At 63.3% G+C, this 18,115-nt stretch carries 16 protein-coding genes; 10 read left to right on the top strand and 6 right to left on the bottom strand.

Annotated elements, in window-relative coordinates; all coding sequences use genetic code 11:
* Positions 1-169 precede the first annotated feature (169 nt).
* On the top strand, positions 170-466 hold the full coding sequence (locus DVO78_RS13215) for a DUF4193 domain-containing protein (protein WP_120005336.1): 297 nt from the start codon (positions 170-172) through the stop codon (positions 464-466).
* A 141-nt stretch (positions 467-607) separates the two neighbouring features.
* Here the strand turns inward: DVO78_RS13215 and DVO78_RS13210 are convergent, their stop codons facing one another.
* A complete protein-coding gene (locus tag DVO78_RS13210; RefSeq protein WP_120005335.1) occupies positions 608-1,090 on the bottom strand; it encodes a DUF3093 domain-containing protein in 483 nt (160 codons plus the stop codon).
* Positions 1,091-1,147: 57 nt separating this feature from the next.
* Here DVO78_RS13210 and dut point away from each other — a divergent pair, with 57 nt between their 5' ends.
* The 5 genes from dut to DVO78_RS13185 all read left to right on the top strand — a co-directional run bounded on the left by dut (position 1,148) and on the right by DVO78_RS13185 (position 7,511).
* Positions 1,148-1,600 (top strand): dUTP diphosphatase, encoded by a 453-nt coding sequence (gene dut / locus DVO78_RS13205; RefSeq protein ID WP_120005334.1) that lies wholly within the window; start codon positions 1,148-1,150, stop codon positions 1,598-1,600.
* 31 nt (positions 1,601-1,631) lie between these two features.
* Positions 1,632-2,465 carry a DUF3710 domain-containing protein gene (locus DVO78_RS13200; protein WP_120005333.1) on the top strand — a complete coding sequence of 278 codons (834 nt, stop codon included), beginning with the start codon at positions 1,632-1,634 and terminating at the stop codon, positions 2,463-2,465.
* 4 nt (positions 2,466-2,469) lie between these two features.
* Positions 2,470-3,138 (top strand): DUF3159 domain-containing protein, encoded by a 669-nt coding sequence (locus DVO78_RS13195; protein ID WP_157984037.1) that lies wholly within the window; start codon positions 2,470-2,472, stop codon positions 3,136-3,138.
* Complete coding sequence (locus DVO78_RS13190; RefSeq protein WP_120005331.1) at positions 3,135-4,553, top strand: class I SAM-dependent RNA methyltransferase; 1,419 nt, start codon at positions 3,135-3,137, stop codon at positions 4,551-4,553. Before DVO78_RS13195 ends, DVO78_RS13190 begins: the two co-directional genes overlap by 4 nt.
* Positions 4,554-4,676: 123 nt before the next feature.
* Complete coding sequence (locus tag DVO78_RS13185; protein ID WP_120005330.1) at positions 4,677-7,511, top strand: aconitate hydratase; 2,835 nt, start codon at positions 4,677-4,679, stop codon at positions 7,509-7,511.
* Positions 7,512-7,583: 72 nt separating this feature from the next.
* On the opposite strand, the gene DVO78_RS13180 is transcribed toward DVO78_RS13185, so the two are convergent.
* On the bottom strand, positions 7,584-10,838 hold the full coding sequence (locus DVO78_RS13180; RefSeq protein WP_120005329.1) for a DNA polymerase III subunit alpha: 3,255 nt from the start codon (positions 10,836-10,838) through the stop codon (positions 7,584-7,586).
* Entirely contained in the window at positions 10,835-11,161 is a 327-nt protein-coding gene (locus DVO78_RS13175) for a hypothetical protein (RefSeq protein ID WP_120005328.1), read from the bottom strand. The genes DVO78_RS13180 and DVO78_RS13175 overlap by 4 nt, the downstream gene beginning before the upstream one ends.
* A gap of 235 nt (positions 11,162-11,396) precedes the next feature.
* Here DVO78_RS13175 and DVO78_RS13170 point away from each other — a divergent pair, with 235 nt between their 5' ends.
* Genes DVO78_RS13170 through DVO78_RS13155 form a run of 4 tightly spaced genes read left to right on the top strand, consistent with a single transcriptional unit; the run spans position 11,397 to position 15,580 of the window.
* The gene (locus DVO78_RS13170; protein WP_120005402.1) at positions 11,397-12,995 is read left to right on the top strand and encodes an NAD-dependent epimerase/dehydratase family protein; all 1,599 of its coding nucleotides are present in this window, start codon (positions 11,397-11,399) and stop codon (positions 12,993-12,995) included.
* A 10-nt stretch (positions 12,996-13,005) separates the two neighbouring features.
* Complete coding sequence (locus DVO78_RS13165) at positions 13,006-14,217, top strand: D-arabinono-1,4-lactone oxidase (protein ID WP_202912185.1); 1,212 nt, start codon at positions 13,006-13,008, stop codon at positions 14,215-14,217.
* On the top strand, positions 14,217-14,615 hold the full coding sequence (locus tag DVO78_RS13160; protein ID WP_120005326.1) for a sensory rhodopsin transducer: 399 nt from the start codon (positions 14,217-14,219) through the stop codon (positions 14,613-14,615). The genes DVO78_RS13165 and DVO78_RS13160 overlap by 1 nt, the downstream gene beginning before the upstream one ends.
* A complete protein-coding gene (locus tag DVO78_RS13155) occupies positions 14,612-15,580 on the top strand; it encodes an arsenic resistance protein (RefSeq protein WP_120005325.1) in 969 nt (322 codons plus the stop codon). Before DVO78_RS13160 ends, DVO78_RS13155 begins: the two co-directional genes overlap by 4 nt.
* Here the strand turns inward: DVO78_RS13155 and DVO78_RS13150 are convergent.
* The 3 genes from DVO78_RS13150 to DVO78_RS13140 form a co-directional block, all read right to left on the bottom strand.
* A complete protein-coding gene (locus tag DVO78_RS13150; protein ID WP_120005324.1) occupies positions 15,574-15,834 on the bottom strand; it encodes a DUF7218 family protein in 261 nt (86 codons plus the stop codon). The two genes, DVO78_RS13155 and DVO78_RS13150, sit on opposite strands and share 7 nt — an antisense overlap.
* A gap of 134 nt (positions 15,835-15,968) precedes the next feature.
* Positions 15,969-16,859, bottom strand: a complete 891-nt coding sequence (locus DVO78_RS13145; protein ID WP_120005323.1) for an SDR family oxidoreductase — start codon at positions 16,857-16,859, stop codon at positions 15,969-15,971.
* The gene (locus tag DVO78_RS13140; protein WP_120005322.1) at positions 16,856-18,052 is read right to left on the bottom strand and encodes an alcohol dehydrogenase catalytic domain-containing protein; all 1,197 of its coding nucleotides are present in this window, start codon (positions 18,050-18,052) and stop codon (positions 16,856-16,858) included. The genes DVO78_RS13145 and DVO78_RS13140 overlap by 4 nt, the downstream gene beginning before the upstream one ends.
* Positions 18,053-18,115 lie beyond the last annotated feature (63 nt).

The raw sequence follows: 18,115 nt of genomic DNA, 5'->3' as shown, positions 1-18,115 counted from the left end.
AGCGCGGAGGGCGCTCTCAACCCCTCCTAGAAGGATCAGTGCTGTAACCTATTGTCTCGGATTTGTCAGAAAGCACCTGATACGACACAATCTGTGCGACCTTGATTTCGTCTGCCCGGCCCGCACCGACCTGGGTGAAGACGCACGAAACCACCATTGGAGCACTGCCATGGCTACTGACTATGACGCCCCCCGGAAGAGTGACGATGACGTCAGCGAAGACTCCATTGAGGAGCTGAAGAACCGCTCGACCAACCGCCAGTCGGCTGTTGTCGACGAAGACGAGACGGAGGCCGCCGAAGGCTTCGAACTCCCCGGTGCCGATCTTTCCGACGAGGAGCTGCAGGTCCGGGTGCTCCCGGCCCAGTCCGACGAGTTCACCTGTACCTCCTGCTTCCTGGTCCGGCACCGTTCGCAGGCTGTGGAGGGACCCAGCGGACTGGTCTGCAAGGACTGCACAGACTAGTTCCGCCGGCGGGCAAAGCCCGCTCGGCTCTCGGCTGGCTTGCGCCAGCCTTCACGCCTGAAGGTTCCGCCGGCCGGGCAGACCCCGCTCGTGCCTCAAGCAGTGTGCAGACCACCTGCGGTGGGAAATCTGCGCCTGGCCTCAGTTCTCTGACATTGAGACTCCGCTGACACGCACCTGCTCCTGCGAGCCCAATGCGGCCAGGAGCCTCTCCGGGTGACGGGTAGAGATCAGCCAGTAAGGGGTGGCATCCCGCGGATCGGTGATCTCTGCGGTGAGCACTGGGCTGATCCAGCCCCTAACGCATTGATAGCTGCGAGCGTCGAAGCCCGGGCCCAGCTGCTCCCTGGCAGCGGCCCCGCGGTGGGCGACCACATGTCCGAGGTGCTCGCGCTCAATCTGAGCCCGGCCGGCCCTCAGCCACTGATCGGTGACTTCCACGCGCGGGGTGATCGCCATCAGCGCCACCACGGCGAGAACGGCGCCGACGATCAGCGCGATCACGCCGTAGGTGACCCCGATCGGGAAGAAGATCGTAGAGAACGAGCTGCCGATGATCACCACCGACAGCCAGATCCACCATGCCGGCCACAGTCTTTCGGCATACCGCACTGAATCATTCATGGTCTCTATGTTCGCACGTGAACCCGCCGTGGGGCTGGCCCGGTAGACTCGTCACCTGTGAACCGGATTCAGATTCCCCTCCAGCAGCTTGACCCGGAGCTGCCGCTGCCACGCTATGCCCATGACGACGACGCCGGGGCCGACCTGGTCACCGCAGAGGACTTCACACTCGCCCCTGGTGAGCGCCGGATGGTCCCCACAGGTACGGCCATCGCCATCCCTGAGGGCTGGGTCGGTCTGGTGCATCCACGCAGCGGTTTGGCCGCCAAGCACGGGGTGAGCATGGTCAATGCCCCGGGGACCGTGGACGCCGGGTATCGCGGGGAGCTTAAAGTCCTGCTGATCAACACCGATCTCGACGAACCGGTGAGCTTTCAGCGGGGGGACCGGATCGCCCAGATCATCTTCCAAGAAGTCGCCCAGGCCGTTTTCACGCCCGTTGCGGCACTGCCGGAAACCGTCCGCGGCGCTGGAGGGTTCGGCTCCAGCGGACTGACCACAAACGCCTGACTCACTACGCACAACAGCTTTAAGGAGTTGCATGCTCTTCGGCAAAAAGAAAAAGGAACAGGCTCAGAACCCCTCCACCATCAAGGAGGCCCTGGCCGCTGAGGTGGCCGGGGAATCCGACGAGGTCGAAATCACTGAGGCGGAGGTCTCCGAAGACGAGGGCGCAGTCGCCGATGATCAGGAGCCGGTGACCGAACCAGTGCCGGAGGAGGAGGCTGCCAGCACTCCTACACCGGCGGTGGGGCGCGGCCCAGGACCACGTGATGGGAAGGATGTGGAGTCCACCAAGGGCTACCTCGACTTCGGTGCGCTGCTGATCCCCGCCGCCAAGGGGCAGAAGATCCGTATGGACATCGACCAGAAGTCCAAGCGGGTGGTGTCCCTGACCATCACCATCGGGCAGGCCAGCATCCAGCTTCAGGCTTTTTCCGCTCCCAAATCTGGCGGCATCTGGGCCGACGTTCTCGAACAGATTCAGGAGTCGGTCACCAAGCAGAAAGGCCGGGTGCGGATTCTGGAGGGGCGCTTCGGCAAGGAGCTGCACGCCCGGGTGCCGACTGTCCTGAAGGACGGTCGGCAGGGCTGGCGGGCTGCCCGGTTCATCGGTTTCGAGGGCAACCGGTGGTTCCTGCGCGGCGTCGTCGGTGGTCGCGGAGCCATTGACCGGAAAGCCTCAGCAGGTGTGGAGGAGCTGTTCTCCCGCATCATTGTGGTCCGTGGGGACGATCCGCTGCCGCCGCGGGAACTGCTGAAGCTGAAGCCTCCGGCCGGTGCCAAGCGCGTTGTCGTGCCGAAGAACCAGACCAATGGAGTCCCCGACGCTGCCCAGCGAGGCGACTCAGACGACTCAAGCACCACTGGCTAGGGTCATGAGCTCAGCAGATCAATTCAGTCAGCAGCTTTCCGGGTCCGCAGCCAAGCGAATCTCCACCAAGGACGACGGATCCCTGGATGTCCTGGGCTCGGTGGGTGGCGTCCGGGGAATCGTGGAGGCGGCCCTTCCTGCCACAGTATTTCTTGCGACCTACCTGATCGCCGATGAGCTTGCTGTGGCCATTGGCGTGGCTGTTGCCATCGGAGCGCTCTTCACGGTGGTCCGGCTGGCCCAGCGCGGGCCGCTGGTGCAGTCCTTCTCAGGCCTGGCCGGTGTGCTGATCTGTGCGGGTTTCGCACATTTCTCCGGTGAGGCTCGCGGCTTCTACGTCCCGGGGTTCTTCGTCAATGCCGGCTATATCATCGCCCTGAGCGTGTCTGTGGCGGTGAAGTGGCCGGTGATGGGCATCCTCTTCGGCGTGATTCGCGGTCAGGGATTCGACTGGCGGCGTGACAGGATTCAGCGCCGTCGCTATGCGCTGGCCACCTGGATCATCACCGCGGTGCTGGCCTCCCGGCTCATCGTGCAGGTCCCGCTCTACTTCGCCGAGAATGAGACCGCTCTGGGGGTGACGCGCGTGGTGATGGGGGTCCCGCTCTACGCCTTCGCTCTCTGGCTGGGGTGGATGATCACCAGGGATCGTCAGCAGAGCACCTCGCCATGACTTCGGCCCACATGCTGACGCTGACGGTGGGACCGATGTCCCACGGCGGTCACTGTGTGGCGCGGCATGAAGGGCGAGTCATCTTCCTGCGGCATGCGATTCCGGGGGAAACGGTCCGCGCGGTGGTCACCGACGGCGGCAGCTCCTCGCGGTTCTGGCGGGCTGATGTGGTTGACGTCATCGACGCCTCCGACCACCGGCGCCGCCATCCCTGGAAGCAGGCTGATGCGCTGCGTGCCTACGATCACGAACAGATCCCGGTCGGCGGTGCCGACTACGGACACATCACCGATGCCCACCAGCGGCGGCTGAAGTCGCAGGTGTTCCGGGACACGATGCAGCGGATCGGCGGCATCGACGTTTCCACCTTGGACATTCCTGGCCAGGGACCCGACGGCGAGCTTCCGGTCGAGCAGCTTCCGGGGTCCGACGCCTCCGGCATGCATTGGCGCACCAGGGTCAGCTTCGGAGTCGCCGGCGGTTCGCTGGCGATGAAACCGAATCGGTCCCATGACCTCATCGCGCTGCGGTCTATGCCGCTGGCTGTCGAGGCAGTGGGTGCTTCCGGTATCTTCTCCTGGGACTTCAGCGGGGCAGAGACCGTCGATGTGGTCGCGCCCGCAGGCGAGGGGCCCATCACCCTGATGGTGCGGACAGCGGGTACAGAGAATGCCTCCGACCAGGCTCAGCTGCGGAAAAAGCTAGCTGACTACGCCGGATCCTCACCCGAGATAGGCGGTGTCATCATCGCCGCGACCACTGAGCGCAGGCGGCGGCGAGGCCGGCGGTACAGTCAGCTGCAGCCGACAACGGTGGACTATCAGGTAGTCACCGGGCAGCGCACGGTCCGCGAGCCCCTCCCGACTCCTGTGGCCGGACGGGACAGCGTGGCTCTTCCCGCTGAAGGCTTCTGGCAGATCCATCGCAGTGCGCCCCATGCGCTGGTGGACGCCGTCGACGTCATGGCATCACTGGAGCCGGGAGGCTCCGCCATTGACCTCTACGCCGGGGCCGGACTGTTCACCGCCTGGGCCGCGTCCCGGGTCGGTGCTGCCGGCCAGGTGCTCTCCGTGGAGGCAGCCGCCGGGACTTCTGCTGCGGCTCAGCGGCTCTTCGACGGCCTCGACGGTGTCGAGGTGGTCAACGCTCCGGCAGAGAAGGTCGCCTCCCGGCTGGAGGCCAGTGACGTCGTCCTGCTGGACCCGCCTCGTGCCGGTGCCGCAGAGCGTGTCCTGGCCGGGATCGGCGCTTCCGGCCCGCACAGGATCATCTATGTCTCCTGTGACCCCGCCTCTTTTGCCAGAGACGCCAGAGCGCTGGGGGAACTTGGCTGGGGGATTCAGGATCTGTCCCTACTGGACCTCTATCCGAATACCCATCACATGGAATCTGTCGCGCTGTTTGAACGCATATGAGCATGCGACCATCCGGTGAGTCTCACCTAAGCTGAGTGACTCAGCAGTATGAGTAGGATAGTTGGTGATGAGCGCGTACCCAAGCGCTGTGTCAGCCCGCCAACCAGACTAAGGAGTCTCAGCGTGAGCACAGTGGACAGTTTCGGATCACAAGGCGTTCTCAACGTCGATGGCGCCGACTACGAGATTTTCCGACTCAATGCGGTCGAGGGATACGACACCCTCCCGTACAGCCTCAAGGTCCTGCTGGAGAATCTCCTCCGCACCGAAGATGGCGAAAACGTCACCGCAGACCACATCAAGGCCCTCGGAGGCTGGGATGAGAACGCCCAGCCGAGCAAAGAGATTCAGTTCACCCCTGCTCGGGTGCTAATGCAGGACTTCACCGGGGTTCCCTGTGTAGTGGACCTCGCCACAATGCGTGAGGCAGTGGCCGAGCTGGGCGGAGATGCCGCCAAGATCAACCCGCTGGCACCAGCCGAGATGGTCATCGACCACTCGGTGCAGATCGACTCCTTCGGCAACTCCGATGCGATCGAGCGCAATATGGACATCGAGTACCAGCGCAACGGCGAGCGGTACCAGTTCCTGCGGTGGGGGCAGACCGCCTTTGATGATTTCAAGGTCGTTCCCCCGGGGATGGGCATCGTCCACCAGGTCAATATCGAGTCGTTGGCGCGGGTGGTGATGACCCGTGAGGTCGGTGGTGTGCTACGGGCTTACCCGGATACCTGTGTGGGCACTGATTCGCATACCACTATGGAAAATGGCCTGGGTGTGCTGGGCTGGGGTGTGGGCGGTATTGAGGCGGAGGCGGCAATGCTTGGCCAGCCGATCTCGATGCTGATCCCGCGTGTTGTCGGCTTCAAACTCTCTGGTGAGATCCCCGCCGGTGCTACCGCCACCGATGTGGTGCTGACCATCACTCAGATGCTGCGTGAGCACGGTGTGGTCGGCAAGTTCGTGGAGTTCTACGGTGAAGGCGTGGCAGAGGTGCCATTGGCCAACCGGGCGACCATCGGCAATATGTCCCCGGAGTTCGGCTCCACTGCGGCGATGTTCCCGATCGATGATGTCACCATTGAGTACCTGCGCCTGACCGGCCGCACTGAGGAGCAGCTTGCCCTGGTCGAGGCCTATGCCAAGGAGCAGGGCATGTGGCATGATCCCTCCCGGGAGCTGCGGTTCTCCGAGAACATTGAGCTGGACCTCTCCAGCGTGGTTCCCTCAATCGCCGGCCCGAAGCGGCCGCAGGACCGGATCGAGCTCACTGATGCCAAGGAGCAGTTCCGCAAGGACATCCACAACTACGTGGCCGAGGAGACTGCCGCGGTCAACGGCGCGGTCAACGGCAAGGCAGATGAGGCCTCCGCGGAGTCCTTCCCGAGTTCTGATGCCCCCGCCCACAGCGCTGCTGAGTCCCAGGATCCGGCTGATAAGCCGCGGACCATGGACCCGAATGCTGAGCCGGTGGTCGGTCGGCCCTCTAAGCCGGTGCCGGTGACGATGCCTGATGGTCGTGAGTTCAATCTGGACCACGGTGCGGTCTCGATCGCCTCGATCACCTCGTGCACCAACACCTCGAACCCGAATGTGATGCTGGCTGCTGGTGTGCTGGCCCGCAACGCGGTGGACAAGGGCCTGGTGCAGAAGCCCTGGGTGAAGACCTCGATCGCCCCGGGCTCGAAAGTGGTCACCGACTACTACGAGAAGTCCGGGCTCATTGAGTACCTGGAGAAGATCGGCTTCTTCGTGGTCGGCTACGGCTGCACCACCTGCATCGGCAACTCCGGGCCGTTGGAGGAGGAGATCTCCAAGACGGTCCTGGATCAGGATCTCGCGGTAACCTCGGTGCTCTCGGGGAATCGCAATTTCGAGGGCCGCATCAACCCGGATGTGAAGATGAACTATCTGGCCTCCCCACCGCTGGTGGTGGCCTACGCCTTGGCCGGGACCATGGACTTCGACTTCGAGAACGACCCGTTGGGCCAGGACTCGAAAGGTCATGATGTCTACCTTCGTGACATCTGGCCCGACCCGGTGGAGGTGGACAAGATCATCTCCGAGTCCATCGACACCAGCATGTTCACCTCCAAGTACGGCACCATCTTCGACGGCGACCACCGGTGGCAGTCTCTGGATACTCCCGAAGGGGCGACCTTCACCTGGGATGAGAGCTCCACCTATGTGCGCAAGGCCCCCTACTTTGAAGGGATGGATCTTGAGCCGGAGCCGGTCTCTGACATCGAGGGTGCCCGGGTGCTGCTGAAGCTGGGGGATTCGGTCACCACTGACCACATCTCCCCAGCGGGCTCCTTCAAGTCCGATACCCCGGCGGGCAAGTACCTGCTGGAAAACGGCGTGGAGCGTAAGGACTTCAACTCCTACGGCTCCCGCCGGGGCAACCACGAGGTGATGATCCGCGGCACCTTCGCCAATATCCGGATCAAGAACGAGCTGCTCGATGGCGTGGAGGGTGGGTTCACCCGCGACTTCACCAAGGATGGGGAGCAGGCCTACGTCTACGACGCCGCGGTGAACTACCAGCAGGCCGGCATCCCGCTGGTGGTGTTGGGCGGTAAGGAGTACGGCTCCGGCTCCTCACGGGACTGGGCGGCCAAAGGCACCAGTCTGCTGGGGGTTCGTGCAGTGATCACCGAGTCCTTCGAGCGCATCCACCGCTCCAACCTGATCGGCATGGGCGTGCTTCCCCTGCAGTTCCCCGAGGGCGAGTCGGCTCAGACTCTGGGCCTGACCGGCTTTGAGACCTTCAGCATCACCGGCATCACCGCTCTCAACGATGGCCAGATCCCTGAAACGGTGAAGGTCACCGCCACCGCCGAAGACGGCTCCACCACCGGGTTCGACGCCGTGGTCCGCATCGACACCCCCGGCGAGGCCAACTACTACCGCAACGGAGGCATCCTGCAATACGTCCTCCGCTCCCTGGTGAAGTAACCAGGATGAAGTAGTCAGCACAGCTGCTCAAGAGAAGTGGGCCGAGTCAAAGAGACCGGCCCACTTCTGCGTTTAACGAGAGACGTCGTCCATATCCCAGGCGCGGGTGGCCTGGACAGTCACTGCACGGGGGCCGGTGCGGCGGATGGTTCCCTCTGCCATGATCATCCTGGCAGTGAAGAGGATTTCACCGGTATTGGCCTGGCCCTCCTCGAAGAAGGAGAGGTCCACCAGGCCGGTACCATCGTCCAGCGAAATGAACACCACCCTTTTGCCGGAGACCATCGGTGGAGTCTGAGTGGCCACCCGGATGCCAGCCACCCTGACCAGCGCCCCACTGCGCTGCTGCAGCAGTTTTTCAGCATAAGTCAACCCCGCAGCATCCAGCTGCTCGCGGTAGAGGCTCATCACATGACCGGAGGAGTCAACTGTGGTCAGTGCCATCTCGGTGGAGATCACCTCGGTATCAGTGGGCCCGGGCAGTACGGCAGGAAGCTGACTGATCTCAGTGTCAGCCAGCGGCAGCGCGAGCTGCCCGTGCACCTGAGGGGGCGGTGGTTGTTTGGCGCGCAGTCGCCCGCTGCGTTCGATCCAGGCGTACAGATCATGACGGCGGTGACGGCCTGTGCCCTCGGGCAAGAAGGAGTCCAGCGCACCAACCTGGGCCAGTGCCTTCAGCGTAGAGCTGCGCGGTGTGGCCCGGTCCCGCACATCGGCCAGGGAGTCAAAAGGCTGCTCACGTTCGATCCGCCGGATCTCTGCAGCAGATATTTTTTTCAGAGTGGTCAGGGCCATACGGATCCCCCAAGCCGGTTGTCCCGCCTGAGGCGTCGTCGTCAACTCTTCCAGCCGGTAGTGACCGGTGGAGCGGTTGACGTCCATCGGCAGCACCGGGATACCCAGCCGGCGTGCCTCGGCCACCAGAAGACGCAGCGGGTACATTCCCGGATCATGCTCGAACAGACCGGCCATGAAAGCTGCAGGGTGGTGGGCCTTCAGCCACGCAGACTGATAGGTCGGCACCGCAAATGCCACCGCATGCGCTTTGCAGAAGCCGAAGGAGCCGAAGCTGACCAGCTGCCGCCAGATCTCATCGATCACCTCCTGGGAATAGCCGTGCTCGGCGGCTTCGGCACGGAAAAACCTCTCGATGCCGGCTATGCGGTCCCCTTCCGACAGACCCCGGCGAAGCCCATCGGCCTCATCGAGCCCGCAGCCGGTCATGGTGCAGAAGATCCGCAGCACCTGTTCGTGATAGATCACCACACCCAGGGTCTCCTCAAGGATGGGTGTGAGGCTGGGATGCAGGTACCGGACCGGTTCGAACTCATGCCGACGCTCCAAATAGGGGCGCACCATGCCCGCACCCATCGGGCCGGGGCGGAAGAGCGAGATGTCTACGATCAGGTCTTCAAAGGTCTGGGGCACCAGCTTGCCGACCAGCTCGCGTTGGCCGGGCGACTCGATCTGGAAGCACCCCAGGGTGTTGGTGGATCGGATGAGGTCGAAAGTGGGCTTGTCCTCATCGTCAATCGCATCTAAGTCAATACGCTGCCCGGTGGTGCGCTCGACCTCTTCGAGGCAGTGCGCGATGGCCGACTGCATCCGGACTCCGAGGATGTCCAGCTTGATGAATCCTGCAGGGTCCATGTCATCTTTGCCGAATTGGCTCATCGGCAGTCCGGTGACCCCGCTGGGCTGGACCGGGGTCAGGTTGAGCAGGTTCTTATCACCCAGGATCACTCCGCAGGGGTGGGTGGCGATGTGCCGGGGGAGCCGGTCGAGCCGTTCAGTGAGATCCACCAGCAGATCAAGCTGGGCGCGGCCGGAGAGGCGCTCAGCGTTGAGACGCTCCGCCAGCTGCTTGAGCTCAGGCTTGCTCTCCAGAGCCTGGCGAAATTCGCAGGCCGGGAAACGCCACATGATGTCAGCAAGCTGGTCGATTTCCTCGGCAGGCATCCCCAGCGCCATCCCGGCGTCGCGGAGCGCTCCGCGGATGCGGTAGGCATTCTGCATACTCATCAGAGTCACCCGCTGGGCACCGAAGCGTTCAAAGATCTTCCGGTAGATCTCGTGGCGGCGGGCTGACTCGACGTCAAGGTCGATATCCGGCAGAGTGGTCCGCTGCCGGGAGAGAAACCGCTCGAAGATCAGCCCATGGGCCAGCGGGTCGATGGGGCTGATCCCCAGTGCGTGCACCACCAGCGAGGACACCCCTGAACCACGGGCCGCGCAGCGTACGCCAAGCCCTGTGATCAGATCAGCGACTTCAGCGACAGTGAGGAAATACCCGGCGAAGCCCAGGTCAGCGATGATGGCCAGCTCATGTTCCAGCCGCCTGTGCACCTCAGGCTCCTCCAGCCTTTCGCCCAACCCCTGTTCACAGCGCAGGCGCAGCTCCGCCTCGGCCGAGCCCTGGACTCCGATCACGCTGGCCTCGGGGATCTTCGGTGATCCATAGCTCATATGCTGTGCCGGGTTCAGCCGGCATGCTGCGGCCAGTTCCGCGGTGGCGGTCAGGATCTGGGCAGCATTCGCTGAGGAGGTGCTGACCGCACTGATCTCCTCGGCGATACGCCTCATCTGATCAGGAGGTTTCAGCCACCCCTGGTCATTGGGCTGCAGCGGAGCCGAGTTCAGGTCGCTGAGCACTCGTACGGCGTCGAGCACATCCGCGGTGGCCGCCTGCTCCGCCGCGCACAGCCGTACGGCGTTGGTCAGCACTGAAGGTGTCCGGCAGGTCTCGGCCACCGAGAGCATCCGTGCGGCGTGAGCGGTGGACAGCCTCTCCCCGGGCGGGGCCAGATGGGTGACCAGCTCAACATACACCGCTTCTCCCAGTGCCTGCCGCCACTGTCTCAGTGCAGTGCGGGCAGCGCGGTAGCGGCGTGCCGCAGCGGCCAGACCGACGTCGGACTCAGGGCCCAGCAGGACAAACAGCCGGCAGGATGATGCCTGTGCGCCACGCACATACTGGGCGAGTGTCTCCCGGCTCAGCTGAGGATCGGGACTGGACCCGGTTGCCGAAGTGCCCCTATGGGCTGCCGACACTGCTCGGCAGAGCGCCGTGTAACCATCGGCGCTGCCGTGGGCCAGCACCGTGACCCGGCCATACCCGGCTACGGCGAGATCAGCGCCCAGGAGGGGAGTCACACCGTGCTCAGCGCAGGCGGCGACGTGCTGGATGGCTCCATAGAGCCCATCCCGGTCGGTCAACGCCAGTGCTTCTGCACCAGAGGCGGCGGCAGCCGCTGCAAGCTCGGCCGGAGTGGCAGTTCCGTAGTGGCTGGAGAAGCTGCTGGCCACATGCAGGTGGGTGAAGGTCACTCCACCTCCTCAGGCTCCGCCGGGACCTCATGAATGCGCAGCAGCCGCCAACGGTCAGCGGGAAGGCTTCGGCCCACATCCACAGTGCTGCGGGAGGCGGTCTGTGGATCCTGAATCTGAATCCGCCAGATCTCCTGGGCCACCAGTCCGGCTCGCCCACGTTCAGCGCGGGCCTCCTCTATCCACCAGCGGCGGCGGGCGAACCAGCGGACCGGTTCGGCCACGACGTCGTACCCCCGGTTCTGCCACCATAAGTGGACCGGGCAGCCGTGATCATCGGTGACCACCTCCACCGCTTCGGTCAGTCCTGCGGTCAAAGTCATCTCAGGCTCCTTGAATACATGGCGCGAACCTGATGGGAAGCTCACCCATCGTATTCGAACACAGTTTCGATATCAATACAGCCTAACTCTGGCTCCGGAGACGCTTCCAGCCGGCTGGGATCCGTTGGGGCAGTGTGCTCTGATGTTCAGCGAGTGTCCTGGAAAGTTCCAGCCCAATATGATCTGCTGAGAAGCACGCAAGGTTGAATGAGGTCTTTTGGAGGAATTGGTCGATATGCGTGTTGCCGTTGTTGGAGCCACTGGAAATATCGGAACCGCTCTGCTGAGAGAGCTGGCCTCCCGTGATGAGGTCAGCTCCGTGCTCGGGATCGCCCGTCGGGTGCCCGAGGCGGACGCCGAGCCTTATCGCCACGCTGACTGGGCCACTGCTGATGTGCAGTTCCCGGAGTCGGTCCAGACTCTGGCTGAGCATTTCGCCGGTGCAGACGCTGTCATCCACTTGGCCTGGCTCATCCAGCCCAATGACAAACGTGAGCTGCTGCGCAGAGTCAATGTCGATGGCACCAAGCATGTGCTCCAGGCCGCCGCTGAGGCCTCTGTGCCGCGAATCGCGGTGGCCTCCTCCGTAGGCGCCTATTCACCGGTGGACGACGACGCCGCCCGGGACGAGACCTGGGGGATCGACGGCATTGCCGGCTCCCACTACAGCCAGGACAAGTCCGCCCAGGAGCGGGTGATGGACGAATTCGAGGCGCTCCATCCGGAGATCAGCCTGGCCCGTCTGCGCCCGGGACTGATGTTCCAGTCCGATGCCGGCGCTGAGATCCAGCGCTACTTCGTCGGTTCACTGGCACCGGTGCAGTTGCTGGAAAAGATCCGCCCACCGGTGATTCCGGTGCCCCACGGACTCCGTCTTCAGGCGGTCCACTCCCTGGACGCCGCCGCTGCTTTCGCCGAGGCCGTTATTCGTGGTGCCCGCGGAGCTTTCAACATCGCCGCCGATGACCTGCTTACCGCAGAGGCAATCGCCCAGGTCGTCACTGGGCGTGACTCAGGCAAAACGTATGTGCCGGTTCCGTTCTCCCCGTTGAAGCCACTGGTCAAGGCTGCACACCGAGCGCATCTGCTGCCTATGGACGAAGGGTGGTTGGAGATGGCCCAGCATGCGCCGGTCATGGACACCACCCGGGCGAAGACAGAACTGGGATGGGAACCCCGTGTCACCGCTGCCGAGGCGCTGGAGGAGCTGATCAATGGCCTGAGCTCTGGCGCTGGGCGCAGCTCAGCACCTATGCGGCCACGCGGTGAACCCGGACACTGGTCCCACCGGCTGCCGGATGAGGACCACATGCTTGCCGATGATGTCGACTCCACGCTGTTGCGCGGATATATGGCTGACCACCTGGCTGGCGCCACCGCAGGCGTCGAGCGCATCTCCGCGATGGCTGAGGCGTTCGTGGACACTCCGGTCTACCCGCAGTTGGCCCAGGTGGCTGAGACCATCGGCTCAGAGCACCAGTGGCTCTCCGCACTCATGCAGCGCCAGGGGTTCCCGCGCCCGGCTGTGGCCGCTCCGCTGTTCTGGGTGGGGGAGAAGGTCGCCCGGCTGAAGCCCTACGCACGCCGGCCCTTGAAACGTTCCCCCTCAGCGCTGGTGCTGGAGGCAGAGCTCATGATCGCTGCGATCACCGCCAAACGCCAGGGGTGGGAGGTGCTCTCTGACTACGCAGAACAGCTGGGAGTACCCCGCGGAGTCTTTGATGAGCTCATCGACGCTGCCGATGAGCAGCGTGAGATCCTCCACGAGGTCCACACCTATGCCCGGCAGCGAGCATTCCGCACAGGCCAAGAGACCCTCACACCGCAGCTGTAGAGGAGTGAACGTGTCATACACCAACTGGTCCGGTTCGGTAAGTTTCACCCCTGGTGAGATAGCGAGGCCGAGGAACACCAGCCAGGTGGCCAGGCTGGTGAAAAAGGCTCGCGCCCGCGACAGTACTCTCCGCCCGGTAGGCTCCGGGCATTCCTCCATGCCGATTTTTGTCACTGACGGTACCGTGGTCTCCCTGGAGAGGATGTCCGGGCTGATGGCCGCCGATGCCGATGCCGGGTGGGCCAGAGTGCGGCCCGGCACGGGGCTGCGCGACCTGGGGGAGCAGTTGGCCCAGTATGGGCTCGCCATGGAGAATCTCGGCGACGTGGACTATCAGTCCATCGCCGGTGCGGTCTCCACCGGCACCCACGGATCGGGCATGACTCTGGGCAACCTTTCCTCCACAGTGATCGGCGGAACCCTGGTGAACGGACTGGGGGAGGAAGTGGCCTTCGGCGTCGATGCCAGTCAGGGAGAGCAGCATGATCTTCTTCGTGCCGCCCAGGTCTCGCTCGGCGCGCTGGGCATCTTTACCTCGCTGACCCTTCGGGTGGAGGAGGCCCACCACCTCCACAGGCAGAACTGGATCACCCATATCGACTGGGTGCTGGAGAACTATGCAGAGCTGGTGGAGTCCAACCGCAGTATGGACTTCTACTGGTATCCACGCAGTGACCTGGCTCAGATCCGTATGTTGAACAAGCCCGGGGAGGAACCCGTTCTCACCCCAGAAGGCCAGCCACACAGCCGTCTGAAGACAGAGACCGTTGGGCCGAACTACCAAATCATTCCCAATGACCGGCATCTGCCGTTCGAAGAGATGGAGTACATGCTCCCCTTCGACCAGGAGCTCACGGCCTTCCGACAGGTCCGTGAGCGGATCAAGGCCAAGCACCGCGCGCAGGTGGGCTGGCGGGTTCTGGTGCGCACTATCGCGCCGGATCAGGCCATGCTCTCCAACGCCCAGGGGCGGCCGACCATGACCATCGCACTGCTGCAGAACACTACGCTGCCGTATCAGGAGTATTTCGAGGACATCGAGCCGATCTACTGGGAGTTCGGCGGACGGCCCCACTGGGGCAAGAAGCACCGGCTGACAGCATACGAGCTTGCTAGGCTCTATCCCGACTGGGACGGCTTCCGGCGCATCCGCCGTCAGCTGGACCCCGATAGCATCTTCATGAACGACTACCTGCATGAGCTGCTGGGGGAGGAGAGCTGATGAGCATTTTTGGCAGGAACCACGACGGCTCCGGCCTGGGCCGCAGGACCTGGGTCTTCTCCGCCGGATTCGTTCCATCCGCGAGCACCGGACAGGAGCCGGATTTCACCAGCCGCAATACGCTGTGCCTGCTCAATACCTCAGGGCAAGGGGCATGCGCCAGACTGACGTTCTACTACGAAGACACTGACCCCGTGGGCCCCTATGAGGTGCTGGTAGAGCCACAGCGGGTCAAGCACCAGAGGATCAATGACCTGATCGACCCTCAGGCCCCTGCACTGGATAAGCCCTACGGACTGGTCGTCGAATCCGACGTGCCCGTAGTCGCCCAGCTGTACTACCTCGACTCCCGCAACGGCCAGCTCGCGGTCTCGCACCTGAATCCTGCTGGCGAATGACCAGGGAAACCCTGGAACGGCGCCAAGTATGGATCTATCTGCTGGCGCTGCTTCTGGGTCTGGCGGCCGGCAGCCTCTGGCCTGGAGCCGGGGAGAGCCTTGACGCGCTGGTCTGGCCCGCGCTGGCGCTGTTGCTCTATGCCACTTTTACTCAAGTGCGCATAAGAGCTGTTCCACAGGCATTCAAGGATGCCAGGCTTTTGCTCACAGCCCTGATCGGGAACTTCGCCGTCATGCCTGTGGTGGTATGGGGTCTGGTCCAGTTCGCCCCTGAGGACCAAGCGCTGCGGCTGGGCCTGCTGCTGGTTCTCCTGGTCCCGTGCACCGACTGGTTCATCACCTTCACCCAGCTAGGCAAGGGTGATGCCACCGGAGCAACGGTTCTGGCTCCGACGCTGTTGATTGTCCAATTCCTTCTGCTGCCCTTGTATCTCTGGCTCATGGCAGGGGAAGAATTGACCTCTGTCTTCACCCCCGCCGATATCTGGCCAGCTCTTGTGGTCGTGCTGCTGCCTCTGGGGCTGGCGGCGCTCAGTGAGCTTCTGCTCTCTCGAGGCCCTGGGTACCGGCAATTCACATCTGCCGTGAGCTGGTGGCCGGTCCCTCTGCTGGCGCTTGTTGTCTTCCTCGTGGCTGTCAGTCACGCAGGGCAGGCCTATGAGACGCTTCACCTGTTGCCTGTTGTCATAGCGGTTGCTGCCAGTTTTCTGGTCCTCAGCTTAATCATCGCCCGTGCATTGGCGGCAGTGGCCAGGCTCCCCATGGAGCAGGGACGAACTCTAGCCTTTACGCTCGGCACACGGAACTCCTTCATCGTGCTGCCCTTCGCGCTGTCCCTTCCGGCAGGGTGGGAGATCGCGGCCATCGTGATCGTGATGCAGTCCATGGTGGAACTGCTCGGGATGATCTGCTATCTCTGGTTCGTCCCGCGAGTGCTGTTTCCTGAGCCCAGAGCCGCTCAGTGATTGCGCAACAGGTCGATGAGTTCACTTTTGTTGAGGGCTGAGTATCCGGTGAGCTCCAGTTCCTTGGCACGGGTTTTGAGCTGATCGACAGTCCAGTCCTCGTACTGCGGAGATCCTCCGCCCTTCTTCCCCTGAGCCGACCTCCCTTCCTTGGCCGCAGCATTGGCGATCCGTGCCGCTTTCTCCTTGGAGTAGTCCTGCTCCTCACGGAGCTTCTCGTAGAGTTCTTCATCTTTCACACGTGACCGTGCCATTGCTGTGCTCCTTTTGAGGCCGTTGTGACTGCGTAGCAAGCATATTTTCCGCCGCCGGGACTAGCGCTTCAGGCGTGATGGCCGTGCTCTCGCGGCCGAGAGGCGAGCGGGGTCTCCCCGCCGCCGGGACCAGCTCAGAACGGTTTGCCGCCGGTGACCGGGAGGATGGCACCGGAGGTGTAGGAGGCCTCCTCAGAGGCGAGATACACATAGGCGCCTGCCAGTTCGGCAGGCTGGCCTGGGCGGTCCAGGGCGGTGTCGGCGCCGAACTGTTCGACCTTCTCCTCCGGGAAGTTCGTCGCAGGGATCAGCGGTGTCCAGATCGGCCCTGGTGCCACGGCATTGACCCTGATGCCCTTCGGCCCGAGCTCTTGAGCCAGAGCCTCGGTGAACGCCTTCTGGGCGGCTTTGGTCATCGCATAGTCCACCAGGGGAGGGGCGGGGGCTGTGGCCTGAATGGAGGTGGTAGTGATGATCGAGGCACCCTGTTTCAAATGCGGCACGGCTTCCCTGGTGATGATCACATGCGCCAGCAGATTGGTGTCGAAAACCCGCCTGACCTCCTCAGTGGGGATGCTGGCGATCCCGTCACGTTTGCGCTGGTAGGCGGCGTTGAGGATCAGTACGTCAATGCCGCCGAGGTCCTCGACGGTGCGTGCCACGACGTCCTTGGCGAAGGGTTCGTCACGGATATCACCGGCATAGACAGCCACATTCCGTCCAGCCTCGCGAACATAGTCTGTAGTGGTCGCCGCATCCTCGGCCTCCTCCGGGAGATGGACGAAGGCGATATCCGCGCCTTCACGGGCGTATGCGATGGCCACGGCTCTGCCAATGCCGGAGTCCCCTCCGGTGATCAGAGCCTTCTTGCCCTCCAGCCTTCCGTGACCGACGTAGGTCTCCTCCCCGTGGTCAGGCTCAGGAGTGGTCTCCCCGGTCAGACCAGGCTGATCCTGGACCTGATCCCCTGGGTATTGATCGTGCTTGTACTTGGTGCGTGGATCTGTCTGAGTCTCTTGTGTCATGCTTTTACTCCTGCGGGGTCAAGGACGACCTTGATGCAGCCGTCTTCCTTCTTCTGGAACATCTCATAGGCACCGGGTGCCTCGTCGAGCGGCAGTCGGTGGGTGACGAAGTCGTCAACGCCGAGCGGGTCGGAGGCATCCTCGACCAACGGTAAAATGTCCTCGACCCAGCGCTTCACGTTGGCCTGGCCCATGGTGACTTGGATCTGCTTGTCGAACAGGGTCAGCATCGGCAGGGGAGAGGCCTGGCCTCCGTAAACGCCGGAGAGGCTGAGAGTGCCGCCGCGGCGGACCAGGTCGATGCCGGTGTAGAGCGCCGCGAGACGGTCCATTCCGAGCTTGTCCATGACTGGCTGACCGAGCTTATCGGGCAGAAGCTGCACTGAGCGCTGGGCGAACCTGGCCAGGGCTGACTGATTGTCACCGTGGGCCTCCATGCCCACTGCGTCGATCACCGCATCGGGTCCGCGTCCCTGTGTAGCGTCTTTGATGGCGGCTACCGAATCATCGCCATGGTCGAAGACCAGCACGCCGTGCCGAGCAGCCATGGCACGCCGTTCCGGCACTGGGTCAATCGCATAGACCGTCATCCCCAGGTGCTTGGCGATCCGTGCGGAGAACTGCCCGATCGGTCCCAGCCCGAGAACCGCCACGGAATCACCGGGTGACCGGTTGGTGTAGGCCACCGCCTGCCATGCGGTTGGCAGTACGTCTGAGAGAAACAGGTACCGGTGGTCGGGAAGCTCATCAGCCACTGTGATCGGCCCGTAGTCGGCGTGCGGAACCCGAAGGTACTCAGCTTGTCCGCCAGGCACTGCGCCGTAGAGCGTTGAGTACCCGAACAGTGCGGCTCCGGATCCCTGATCGGTGACCTGGGTGGTTTCGCATTGGGTCTGCAATCCCTGATGGCAGAAGAAGCAGTCGCCGCAGGCGATCTGGAACGGCACCACCACACGGTCACCTTGGCTCAGATGTGTCTGGGGTCCGGCTTCGACCACTTGGCCCATTGACTCGTGCCCCACAATGTCGCCCGGGGTCATGAACGGCCCCATCACTTCGTAGAGATGCAGATCGGAGCCGCAGATGGCGGTGGAGGTAATCTCGATGATGGCGTCATTGGGTTGTTGGATGGTGGGGTCTGGGACGGTTTCCACGGATACCTTGCGCGGTCCCTGCCATGTCACTGCTTTCATGAGCGTCCTCCTGAACGGTGTATAGGTTGACGCATGAGTTTTCTTGTACCTCTTTTACCTACG

Origin of the sequence: Nesterenkonia muleiensis (assembly GCF_003600155.1) — a bacterium.
In the GTDB taxonomy this organism is placed as follows: Bacteria; Actinomycetota; Actinomycetes; order Actinomycetales; family Micrococcaceae; genus Nesterenkonia; species Nesterenkonia muleiensis.
The sequence above is the reverse complement of the archived record's forward strand: the minus strand, read 5'-3'. Positions and strand labels throughout refer to the sequence as shown.